This window comes from Streptomyces sp. NPDC039462 (assembly GCF_055639375.1).
In genome coordinates, this window is the sequence record NZ_JBVKAO010000006.1 from 281070 (window position 1) to 292966 (window position 11897).

Here is an 11897-nt window from a genome sequence, read left to right on the forward strand (position 1 = left end):
GCATGGGCCCATGCCCGTACTGACGCGCGACGAAGCGCAGACCCGTGCCCAGCTCATCGACGTCCACCGGTACACGGTCGAGCTCGATCTGTCCCGGGCGGCCGACCCCGCCCACGACACCTTCGACTCCCGGACCGTCATCCGGTTCAGCGCCCGCACCGAAGGCGCCACCTTCGTCGAGCTCAAGCCCGCCGAGCTGCGCTCCGTCACCCTCGACGGGCACCCGCTCGACCCGGCGGGCCTGACCGGCAACCGCCTCGCGCTCGACGGCCTCACCGCCGGCGAACACGAACTCCGCGTCGACGCCGCGATGCGCTACTCCCGCACCGGCGAGGGCATGCACCGCTTCACCGACCCCACCGACGGCGAGACGTACACGTACACCCAGCTCTTCATGGAAGACGTGCAGCGCGTCTTCGCCGCCTTCGACCAGCCCGACCTGAAGGCCGTCTTCGAGCTGACCGTCACCGCCCCCGAGAGCTGGACCGTCCTCGCCAACGGCATCACCGAACACACCGGCGGCGGCACCTGGCGGGCCGCGGCGACCCCGCTCATCTCCACCTACCTCGTCGCCGTCGCCGCGGGCCCCTGGCACTCGGTCCGCACCGAACACCGCGGGCTGCCCTTCGGCATCCACTGCCGCCGCTCCCTCGGCCCCGCCATGGACGCCGACGCCGACGAGATCCTCGACATCACCCGCGCCTGCTACGACCGCTACCACGAGAAGTTCGAGGAGCCCTACCCCTTCGACTCCTACGACCAGGCGTTCGTCCCCGAATTCAACGCGGGCGCGATGGAGAACCCCGGACTCGTCACCTTCCGCGACGAGTTCGTCTACCGCTCCGCGGTCACCGACACCGAGCGGCAGACCCGCGCCATGGTCATCGCCCACGAGATGGCCCACATGTGGTTCGGCGACCTCGTCACGCTGCGCTGGTGGGACGACATCTGGCTCAACGAGTCCTTCGCCGAGTACATGGGCTTCCAGACCACCGCCGAAGCCACCCGCTTCAAGGACCCCTGGACCGACTTCGGCGTCGCCCGCAAGTCCTGGGGATACGACGCCGACCAGCGCCCCTCCACCCACCCCGTCGCCCCCGACCCCGACGCCGTGCCCGACACCGCGTCCGCGATGCTCAACTTCGACGGCATCTCGTACGCCAAGGGGGCCAGCGCCCTGCGCCAGCTCGTCGCCTGGCTCGGCGAGAAGGACTTCCTCGCCGGCATCAACACCCACTTCGCCCGCCACAAGTTCGGCAACGCCACCCTCGCCGACTTCATCGACTCCCTCGCCCACGCCACCGACCGCGACGTCCACGCCTGGGCCGCGGCCTGGCTGCGCACCACCGGCGTCGACACCCTCACCTCCAAGGTCGCCCACGCCGGACGCGAATGGACCCTCACCGTCGACGGGGACGGCGGCCGGGGCCGGGAGAGCGGGCGCCCCCACCGCATCGCCGTCGGCGTCTACGACCGCGACCTGTCCGGCGCCCCCGGCCTCGTCCTGCGCGAACGCTTCGAGACGGACGTCCCCGCCACCGGACCCGACACCCCGCGCGACGGCGGCCGCCCCGCCCTGATCGTCCCCAACGACCAGGACCTCACCTACGCCAAGATCCGCCTCGACGACCACTCCAGGGAAACCGCCCTGCGCGGCCTCTCCGGCGTCCCCGACGCCCTCACCCGCGCCGTCCTGTGGAACAGCCTCCGCGACATGGTCCGCGACGGCGAGCTCGACGGCACCACCTACCTCGGGGCCGCCCGCACCCACCTCCCCGAGGAGAGCGACCTCGCCCTCGTCCAGGGCGTCCTCGGCTTCGCCACCCTCCACATCGCCGACCGCTACACCACCCCCGACCAGCGGCCCGCCGCCCTCGCCCTCCTCGGCGAACTCTGCCGCGACCTGATCCGCCGCACCGAGGACGGCTCCAACCCCGGCCTGCGCCTCACCGCCGTCCGCGGCTTCATCGACGTCGCCACCCAGGAGGCACCCCTCCAGGCCTGGCTCGCCGAGGGCACCGTGCCCGGCGGCCCCGAACTCGACCCCGAGCTGCGCTGGCGCATCCTCGCCAGGCTCGCCGTCCTCGACGCCACCGACGAGGACGCCATCGCCGCCGAACTGGCGCGGGACCCGAGCGCCACCGGCCAGGAAGGCGCCGCACGCTGCCGCGCCGCGCTGCCCGACGCCGCCGCCAAACGGGCCGCCTGGGACGCCATGTTCGGCTCCGACGACCTGTCCAACTACCTCTTCACCGCCACCGCCCAGGGCTTCTGGCAGCCCGAACAGGCCGACCTCGTCAGGGAGTACGTCCCCCGCTACTACGAAGACGCCGTGGCCCTCGCCGCACGCCGCGGACCCGCCATGGCCGAAGCCGCGGGCCGCTACGCCTTCCCCGCGCCCTTCGTGGACGCCGAGACGCTCCGCCTCGGTGAACGCTGCCTGCGCGACGCCGAACCCACCCCGGCCCTGCGCCGCAAGCTCATCGACCAACTCGACGACCTGGCACGGGCCCTGCGCGTCCGCCAGGGCACACACCAGGACTGACGGGGCAGCCAGAGGGGCCCCTCCCGTTGCGGGGCCCCTCTAGCACCCGAGGCCACCCCCACACGTTTTCTCCGCACGGCAGTACCACTTTCGGGTTCGGTTCGCCGAGGTATTCGGACGCGCCGTCCGCGCGCCATACAGGCTGGTGCCCCTGTACGCGCGCACCCGAAGGACCCCCTCGCCAATGAGCAACCCGAGCACGCCGAGCACCCCGCCGCCCCTCTCCGGAGGCGCCCAAGGCCCCGACGCCCTGCGGCCGTTGCTCGCCGCCGCGCTCGACGCCCTCCGCGAAGGAACCGCCGCCCGCGGCGGCCCCCTCCCCGCCGGCGGCCCCGGCGCGGTCACCGACCGCGTCCGCGCCGCCGCCGACCCGGTCCTCCCCGAACACGGCACCGACCCCGAAACGGCCCTGCGCGCCGTCGTCCGCGCCCTCACCGAAGGCGCCGCCGACCCCGCGGACCCCCTGTGCGCCGCCCACCTGCACTGCCCGCCCCTCGCCGTCGCCGTCGCCGCCGACCTGGCCGCGTCCGCCCTCAACCCCTCCATGGACTCCTGGGACCAGGCACCCGCCGCGACCGCACTCGAAGCCCTCGTCACCCGCGCACTCGCCGCCGAGATCCACGACGGCGGCGACGCCCTCGTCACCACCGGCGGCACCGAGGCCAACCAGCTCGCCGTCCTCCTTGCCCGGGAAGCCACCCCTCGCGGCCCCGTACGCCTCATCACCGGCGAGAACGCCCACCACTCCCTGACCCGCGCCGCCTGGCTCCTCGGCCTGCCCGAACCGGTCACCGTGCCCGCCCCCGCAGGCACCCTCGACCCCACGGCACTCGACGCCGCCCTCACCGCACTCGGCGGCCCACCGGGCACCCACCTCGTCGCCGCCACCGCGGGCACCACCGACGCCGGCCTCATCGACCCCCTCGACGAGATCGCCGACATCTGCGCCACCCACGGCGCCCGCCTCCACGTCGACGCCGCGTACGGCGGAGGCCTCCTCTTCAGCGACACCCGCAGAGAACAGCTCCACGGCCTCCACCGCGCCGACACCGTCACCCTCGACCTGCACAAACTGGGCTGGCAACCCGCCGCCGCAGGGCTCATCGCCGTCCGCGACCCGGACGGCCTCCGCGCCCTCGACCACCGCGCCGACTACCTCAACGCCGACGACGACACCGAAGCCGGCCTCCCCGACCTCCTCGGCCGCTCCCTGCGCACCACCCGACGCCCCGACGTACTCAAGATCGCCGTCACCCTCAGAACCCTCGGCCGCACCGGGCTCGGCGCCCTCGTCGACCAAGTCTGCGACCTGGCGCGCGAGTTCGCCGACCGGATCCGGGCGCACCCCACCTTCGAGCTCTACGACACCCCCACCATCAGCACCGTCCTGTTCCGCCCCGCGGACGCCACCGACGACCACATCGCCCACGTACGAAGGCGGCTGCTCACCGAAGGCACCGCCGTACTCGGCCGCGCCGACCTCGACGGCCGCCGCTGGCTCAAGGCCACCCTCCTCAACCCGCACACCCGGCCCGAAGACCTGACCGCGCTCCTCAAGCTCGTGGAAGGAACCACCCCCCGATGACCGGCACCCCCGACCACCCCGGCCCCCGGCCGCTCACCACCCCCGAAGACCCCCGCGACCTCGTCGGCATCGGCATCGGCCCCTTCAACCTCTCCCTCGCCGCCCTCGCCCACCCCCTGGGCGACCTCGACACCGCCTTCTACGAACAACAGCCCGCCTTCCACTGGCACCCCGGACTCCTCATCGACGGCGCCACCCTCCAAGTCCCCTTCCTCGCCGACCTCGTCACCCTCGCCGACCCCGCCAACCCCTGGTCCTTCCTCAACTACCTCAAGACCCGCGAGCGGCTCTTCCCCTTCTACTTCGCCGAGCGCTTCCACATCCAGCGCGCCGAATACGACGCCTACTGCCGCTGGGTCAGCGAGAACCTCCCCACCCTCCACTTCGGACACCAGATCGACGCCGTCCGCTGGAACCCCGAACGCGACCTCTTCGAAGTCGACTACACCCAACTCGACTCCGACGGCGAAGCCGAAGCCCTCGGCCGCACCTACACCAAGAACATCGTCCTCGGCATCGGCACCGCCCCCCACATCCCCGAACCCCTCAAACCCCTCGCCGAAGCCCCCACCGTCCCCGTCATCCACTCCGCCGACTACCTCGACCACCGCGAGACCCTGCTCACCGCCGACCACATCACCGTCATCGGCTCGGGCCAGTCCGGCGCCGAGATCTTCCTCGACCTGCTCCGCGCCCGCCCCGTCGGACACGAGAAGATCCACTGGCTCGCCCGCACCGAGGCCTTCGCCCCCATGGAGTACTCCAAGCTCGGCCTGGAGCACTTCACCCCCGACTACACCCGCTACTTCCACGCCCTGCCCGAAGCCGTACGCGACGGCCTCGTCCCCCACCAATGGCAGCTCCACAAAGGCATCGACGCCGACACCATCGCCGCCATCCACGACGAGCTGTACCGCCGCACCCTGCACGGCGGCTGGCCCGACGCCGTCCTCACCCCCGGCGTCTCCGTCCGCACCGCGGGACGCGTCGCCACCACCCGCGTCGAGCTCCACCTCGAACACCTGCAACAAGGCACCCGCTCCCGCCTCACCACCGACGCCGTCGTCCTTGCCACCGGCTACCGCGAGCGCCCCCTCGACCAGCTCATCGCCGCCCTCGACCCCTACATCCGCAAGGACTCCTCCGCCCGCCCCCGCATCGACGAGCAGTACCGCCTCGTCCTCGACCCCTCCATCACCGGCGCCGGCAGCAACATCTACGTACAGAACACCGAACGCCACACCCACGGCGTCGGCGCCCCCGACCTCGGCCTCGCCGCCTGGCGCAGCGCCACCATCCTCAACACCCTCACCGGTAGGACCCGCTACCCCCTGCCGCACCGCACCGCGTTCACCACCTTCGGACTCCACGGCCCCGAGCAGCACACCGGCACGGCCGGCCGCATCGGCGAACAGCGCGGAAACCTCGTACGCCTCAAGAACTGATACGCCTCAAGTACTGCTGCTGCTCCGCCTCAAGAACTGACGGGCCCGCCCAGCTCCCCGACCGCGGCGATCACCCGCCGCGACCGCGGACACGACCACACAGCCACCCCCCTCACCACCCCGGCCTCCAACGGATGCGAGTCGGGGTGCTCGGGACACTCCGGCCACACCGCGGGCAGCAATTCCGCACACAGCGCCTCCACCGCCCAGTCCTGCGCCTGGTCCGCGAAGTCCGCCGTCCGCTCCGCCCCACTCGCACCGAAGCGATGCACCAGCCCCGCGCCCGAGCCGTCCGGCGCGTACAGCATCACGTACTCACCGATCCCGTCGTCCTGCTCCTCACGGACCACCGGACGCACCGCACACGTCGCGTCGAGATCACGGAGCACCGGGGCGAGAGCAGCGGCAAGTTCCTCATTCATGAGTGGAATTGTCCGCCCCCAAGCGCCCCGGCACCTCCGAATATTCCTTCGTATTAGTTCGCGAAAAGACGTCGTCCGCCGAAATAACCGCCCCCGTAGCTCGGTTCGTTAGGACCATGACCACAGACTCCACGGCCTCCTGGACCGCAGCCTTCCGCTCCGCCGTCGTCAGCCCGCACGAGACCATCGACCTCTTCGAACTCCGCGGCTTCGCCGGACACACCGTCCGCCAGATCATCCGCCTCGACGGCGGCGGCAGCGCCCTCCGCATCCGCCTCACCAACCGCTACGGCAAGGAACCCCTCCACATCGGCGGCGCCCACCTCGCCAGACGCACCGAAGGCAGCGGCATCGACACCGGCACCGGCACACCGGTCCTGCTCGGCGGCGCCGCGGAGTTCACCATCCCCGTGGGCGAAGAGGCCGTCAGCGACCCGATCGATCGAGCCGTCACCGCCGGCGAAGAGCTCGCCCTCACCCTCTGGCTCCCCGACGACACCGGCCTCTCCACCTACTCCGCCGTCCCCCTGCGCACCGGCTACGCCGTCCCCGGCAACGCCCTCACCGCACCCACCCTGGACGGCGCCGAAGGCCTCGAAGAGCTCGTCACCCGCCACTTCATCAGCGGCGCCGACGTCCTCGCCCCCGCGGGCACCCGCATCGCCGTCGCATTCGGCGACTCCTGGTTCGAAGGCACCGGCACCACCACCGACACCGACCACCGCTTCCCCGACCTGCTCAACGACCGCCTCCGCGCCGCGGGACACCACGGCTGGGTCGTCAACCAGGGCCTCTCGGCCAACCGCCTGCTCACCGACGAGATCGGTGAACGCGCCCTCGCCCGCCTCGACCGCGACGCCCTCGACACCCCAGGCGCCACCCACATACTGATCCACTTCGGCCTCAACGACCTCGGCATCCCCGGCCAGGAGGCCTACCCCGACCCGGCGCCCATCCCCACCGCAGCCGACCTCATCGCGGGCCTCACCGCACTCGCCGACCGCATCCACGCCGCGGGCCTCACCGCGACCGTCACCACCGTCGGCCCCTACAAGGACACGATCTTCGAGGGCTACTCCACCCCCGAAGGCATCGCCGTCGCCCGCGAGGTCAACGACTGGATCCGCGGCACCGACAGCCCCTTCGACTCCTACGCGGACTTCGCCGCCGCCGTCGCGGACCCCGCCGACCCCGACCGGATCGACGACGCCTACGACAGCGGCGACGGCCTCCACGTCAACGACGCCGGCGCCCAGGCCCTCGCCGACAGCGTGGACCTCACGAGCCTGGGGCTCTAGAACACCGGCGTGCCGTCCCGGGTCAGCTTCCAGTCCACCGACGCGAACCGGCCCGGGTCGACCGTCCCCTTCGCCTTCACCCAGCCGATGATCGTGTTCCGGATCTCCTCCGAATTCGCCCACAGCTGCTTGGCACCCGCGATGTGCGGGAAGTTCCCGCCGCCGCTCGCCCGGTAGTTGTTCACCGCGAGGACGAACTCGGCCTTCGGGTCGAGTTCCTTGCCCTCGAAGGACAGCTTCGTGATGCGCGATCCGGCCGGCTTCGCGATGTCGATCTCGTACGTCAGACCGAGCACCGCGTCGTAGTTGTAGTCCGGGATGTTCCCGGCGTTCGTCAGCTTCGCCGGGTCGACCGGGCCACCCGCGGGGGTCTGCACGTAGTAGCGCGCGGAGAACTCCAGGTACTCCTTGAGCTGCGCACCCGTGAGCAGCCGCGCCTCCAGGGTGTTCTCGAAGGGGTAGAGGCCCGCCGCGTCCCTGATCGTCACGTCGCCCGCCGGGATCTGCGCCGTGCGGGAGAAGCAGGAGGCCTGCGAGAGCACCGGCAGCGCCGCGTACGCGCCGCCCTTCAGCGCCTCCGCCACCGTCTCCTTCTGCACCTGGTTGATCAGATCGATGATCGCGACATCCTTGTACGGGCCCTCGGCCGTGCTCATCGCCTGCGTCGACGTACCGATCACCTGGTTGACGTACGCGACGACCTTCCTGTGCTCGTCCGCGAGGAGCCGCGTCACCTTCTTGTCCTCGGCCACCGTGTTGGAGTTCAGGACCTTCGCCCCGACCTTCTCGACCGTCCAGCGGCCCTTCGCCCACACCAGGTCGAAGTCGAACAGGGTGAGCCGCTGACCCCACTTCAACGGCTCCGACAGCACGACCTTCTTGCCGGTCTTCTTGTTCTCCACGAAGTACTCGGGAATCTCCGTGTGCGCGTGCCCCACCAGAATCGCGTCGATCCCCGGCACCTGCTCCGCCACAAGACCCGCCGCGTTCTCGACATACGGCAACTGGTCACCGTAAGAAGACGTGCCGCTGGAGCCGGAGTGCGCCGACACGATCACGACATCCGCACCCATCGACCGCAGCTTCGGCACCCACTTCGCCGCCTGCTCCTCAAGACCCGGGAACGTCATCTTCCCCTGGACATTCGCCTTGTCCCAGATCGCGATCCCCGGATTGGTGAGACCCAGCACCGCCACCTTCACATCCCGGCCGTGCGGCGTGCGCAGCCGCTTCATGAAGTACGGCGGGAAAGCCGGCTTCTGCGTCTTCGCGTCCAGCGCGTTCGCCCCGAGGAGCGGAAAGTCGCACTGCTCCTCGAACTTCCGCAGCACCGGTATGCCGTAATTGAACTCGTGGTTGCCCAGCGCCGCCGCGTCATATCCGATCGCGTTCATCGCCTGCGCCATCGGATGCACAGGACCGTGCTTCGCCGTGATCGGATCCACCTTGGCGTAGTAGTACGAAAGCTGCGTGCCCTGGATCGTGTCACCCGCGTCGATGAGCAGGGTGTTCCCACGGCCCTTCTCCTTGCGGACCTGGTTCACCAGCGTGGAGATCTTCGCCAGGCCCACGTCGTTGTGGTCCTTGTCGTCGAACTCCTTGTCCGTGAAGTAGTCCCAGTTGAAGACGTTCCCGTGCAGATCCGTCGTGCCGAGCACCGTGAACGAGTACCGCTTCGCGCGCCGCCCGCCCCTCCCGGACTCGCTCGCCCGCGCCGCCGGGGCCACGGCCGCGCCCGTCAGCGCCGCCCCCACACCCGTGACAGCAGACGTACCCAGGAACTTCCGACGGTTCAGCGGCATATCCGTACTCCTCGATCGACCGAAGCGACGCGTGCGACGCGCATGACGCGTGCGACGCGGGTGATGCATGTAACGCGCGTAGATTCTGACCCCGGCCACCACCCCCGCAACAGACCCCCCAGGTTTCGATCCGATGACTGTCCGGTGCCGCGCCTCGGTGCGAAAGTGACGCCATGGACTCCACCGCCCCCACACCGCCGCCCGCGCCCTACGGCACCCCCGACGCACCCCGCCTCGCCGTCCGCGGCGAAGCGCACCTCGAAGTCGACCCCGAAATCGCCCGCATCTCCGTCACCGTCACCGCCCGGGGCACCGACCGCCGCGACACCCTGAACGACCTCACCCGCCGCAACACCACCGTCCTCGACCTCATCAAGACCTACGGCGAAGCCGTCACCACACTCGAAACCGGCACCTTCACCATCAACCCCGAACTCACCAGACACGGCCGCGGCGAACGCGTCCGCGCCTACCACGGCCGCGTCCACACCACCGCCGAACTCACCGACTTCACCGCCCTCGGCGAACTCACCACCCGCCTCGCCGACCTCGACCTCACCCGCGTCGAAGGTCCCTGGTGGGCCCTGCGCCCCGACTCACCCACCCACCGCGACGCCCGCCGGCAAGCGGTCCGCGAAGCCGTCCAACGCGCCCGCGAATACGCCGAAGCACTCGGCACCGACCTCGCCGCCCTCGTCGAACTCGCCGACATCGGCGCCGAGCAACCGGCCCCCGTCCACGGCTACGGCGGCCCCATGGGTGGCATGCGCTCCGCCGCCGCCTACGGAGGCGCACCCGACTTCGCCGAGGAAGCAGCCCCCCTCGACCTCGAACCCCAACGCCAGCACGTCTACGCACAGGTCAACGCCCGCTTCACCCTCGTGCCGCCGCGACTGGCATGAACGGGCCTCAGGCCAGCATGCCCCCGTCGACCCGCAGGACCGCGCCGGTGACATAGGAGGCGCGGTCGCTCAGCAGCCACGCGGCGGCCTCGGCGATCTCCCGCGGCTCGGCGGCACGCCCCAGCGGCGTCCGCGCGTTGAGCGCGTCGACCGTGCCCGGAGACCGCTCCTCCCACTCGAACAGCAACTCGGTGAGCGTCGTGCCGGGCGCGACGGCGTTCACCCGGATCCCCTCCGGGCCGTACGTGGCCGCCGCCGACTCCGTCAGACTGTTCAACGCCCGCTTCAACGCCCCGTACGCGGGCAGCTGCGGATTGGCCATCAGAGCGCCGACGCTGGACGTGTTGACGATGGCCCCGCGTCCCGCCGTCGCACGCATGGCCGCGATCTCCGCGGACATCGCCACCCACGGGCCCTTCAGATTGACGGCGTACACATGGTCGAAATCGGCCTCCGACAACTCGTCCAGCGGGCCGGGCGGCTGACCCGTCGCACCGTTGTTGAAGGCGACGTCGAGCCGGCCGTACAACTCCACGGCGCGGTCGACCGCGCCCCGCACACTCGCCGGGTCGGCCAGGTCGCACACCGCGTGGTCCGCGACGCCGCCCGACGCCCGGATCTCCTCGGCCACCGCCTTCAGCTGGTCCTCCGAGCGCGCCGCGAGGAGCACCCGGGCACCCTCCGCGGCGAACAGCCGCGCCGCGGCGGCACCGATGCCACGGCCGGCCCCGGTGATGAAGGCGACCTTCCCGGCGAGCAGCCCCGAGGCCGCGGCGGACGGGTCCGACGAGTCGTTCTTGATGGTGTCGTTCGTGGTGTGGCCCACGGCGTTGGCGTTGTTCCTGGCGTTGTTCATGCCGACGAGCCTGCGCCCGGCCGCCCCGCCCAGCCAGGCACCAGCAGTGCCTGGCTGGGCGGGGCGGCGCCGGTACACACTTGACCCGTGGACCGACGAGTACGAGAAGAGCTTGGCGACTTCCTGCGCAGCAGGCGCGCCCGGATCACCCCCGCCGACGTGGGACTGCCCGCAGGGACGCGCCGCCGCACCCCCGGCCTGCGCCGCGAGGAGGTGGCACAGCTCGCCTTCATCTCGCCCGAGTACTACGCACGCCTGGAACAGGCCCGCGCCCCGCACCCCTCCCGCGAGGTCCTGGCCCAGATCGGCCGCGCCCTGCGCCTGTCGGACGTCGAGCGCGACCACCTCAACCACTTGGCCGGACTTTCCCCCGCCCCGCCGCCCGGACCCTCCAGGGAGGTGCGGCAGAGCATCGTCGACCTGCTGCACCGGCTGCCGGAGGCCGCGGCGGTCGTCCTGTCGGCGACGTACGAGGTCATCGCCTGGAACCCGCTGGCGGCCGCCCTCATGGAGGACTTCTCCGCCCTGCCCGCCCGCGAGCGGAACCTCATCCGGCGCACCTTCCTCACCCCCTACCGGCAGGGCCGGCGGCTGTACGGCGTCTCGGACGCCGAGGAATTCGCCCGGACCTCCGCACAGCACCTGCGCGCGGCCGCGGCCCGCTACCCCGACGACCCGGAGGTGAACGGCCTGGTCGAGGAACTCCTCGCAGGCAGCGAGGAGTTCGCCCGGCTGTGGGCCGCCCACGACGTGACCGACCGGCCCACCCTGTGCAAGACCTTCGAACACCCCCTGGTCGGCACCGTCGCCGTCAGATGCGACGTCCTCGACATCACCGACCGGGACCAGCGCGTCGTCATCTACACCGCAGTCCCCGGCTCACCGTCCGAGGAGGCACTGCGCCTGCTCTCGGTCGTCGGCACGCAGCGCATGGACGTACCCGGGTGACGCCCGGAGCCGCTCATCGGAGCGGCTCCCCGCACAATTCAACACTTGTCAATAACCCTTCATATAAAGGTTGTTGAGTAGTCACCCCCGACCA

General features: G+C 71.1%; 9 protein-coding genes. 6 read left to right on the forward strand and 3 right to left on the reverse strand.

The window, feature by feature from the left end:
- Positions 1-10: 10 nt before the first annotated feature.
- The 3 genes from pepN to ACZ7LU_RS29625 all read left to right on the forward strand — a co-directional run bounded on the left by pepN (position 11) and on the right by ACZ7LU_RS29625 (position 5575).
- On the forward strand, positions 11-2545 hold the full coding sequence (pepN, locus tag ACZ7LU_RS29615; RefSeq protein WP_471918485.1) for an aminopeptidase N: 2535 nt from the start codon (positions 11-13) through the stop codon (positions 2543-2545).
- Between the two features lie 184 nt (positions 2546-2729).
- Positions 2730-4130: a pyridoxal phosphate-dependent decarboxylase family protein gene (locus ACZ7LU_RS29620; RefSeq protein ID WP_471918486.1), complete on the forward strand. Its 1401-nt coding sequence runs from the start codon at positions 2730-2732 to the stop codon at positions 4128-4130.
- A complete protein-coding gene (locus tag ACZ7LU_RS29625; protein ID WP_471918487.1) occupies positions 4127-5575 on the forward strand; it encodes a lysine N(6)-hydroxylase/L-ornithine N(5)-oxygenase family protein in 1449 nt (482 codons plus the stop codon). The genes ACZ7LU_RS29620 and ACZ7LU_RS29625 overlap by 4 nt, the downstream gene beginning before the upstream one ends.
- A 29-nt stretch (positions 5576-5604) precedes the next feature.
- Here the strand turns inward: ACZ7LU_RS29625 and ACZ7LU_RS29630 are convergent, their stop codons facing one another.
- On the reverse strand, positions 5605-5997 hold the full coding sequence (locus tag ACZ7LU_RS29630; protein ID WP_471918488.1) for a hypothetical protein: 393 nt from the start codon (positions 5995-5997) through the stop codon (positions 5605-5607).
- A 116-nt stretch (positions 5998-6113) separates the two neighbouring features.
- On the opposite strand from ACZ7LU_RS29630, the gene ACZ7LU_RS29635 reads away from it, so the two are divergent.
- Positions 6114-7295: a GDSL-type esterase/lipase family protein gene (locus tag ACZ7LU_RS29635; protein WP_471918489.1), complete on the forward strand. Its 1182-nt coding sequence runs from the start codon at positions 6114-6116 to the stop codon at positions 7293-7295.
- Here the strand turns inward: ACZ7LU_RS29635 and ACZ7LU_RS29640 are convergent.
- The gene (locus ACZ7LU_RS29640) at positions 7292-9097 is read right to left on the reverse strand and encodes a bifunctional metallophosphatase/5'-nucleotidase (protein ID WP_468560737.1); all 1806 of its coding nucleotides are present in this window, start codon (positions 9095-9097) and stop codon (positions 7292-7294) included. The genes ACZ7LU_RS29635 and ACZ7LU_RS29640 overlap by 4 nt on opposite strands.
- A gap of 173 nt (positions 9098-9270) precedes the next feature.
- On the opposite strand from ACZ7LU_RS29640, the gene ACZ7LU_RS29645 reads away from it, so the two are divergent.
- A complete protein-coding gene (locus tag ACZ7LU_RS29645; RefSeq protein ID WP_471918490.1) occupies positions 9271-9999 on the forward strand; it encodes an SIMPL domain-containing protein in 729 nt (242 codons plus the stop codon).
- A gap of 7 nt (positions 10000-10006) precedes the next feature.
- Here ACZ7LU_RS29645 and ACZ7LU_RS29650 read toward each other — a convergent pair whose 3' ends face one another.
- A complete protein-coding gene (locus ACZ7LU_RS29650; RefSeq protein WP_471918491.1) occupies positions 10007-10855 on the reverse strand; it encodes an SDR family NAD(P)-dependent oxidoreductase in 849 nt (282 codons plus the stop codon).
- 87 nt (positions 10856-10942) lie between these two features.
- Here ACZ7LU_RS29650 and ACZ7LU_RS29655 point away from each other — a divergent pair, with 87 nt between their 5' ends.
- Complete coding sequence (locus tag ACZ7LU_RS29655; RefSeq protein ID WP_468311075.1) at positions 10943-11803, forward strand: helix-turn-helix transcriptional regulator; 861 nt, start codon at positions 10943-10945, stop codon at positions 11801-11803.
- Positions 11804-11897: the final 94 nt, after the last annotated feature.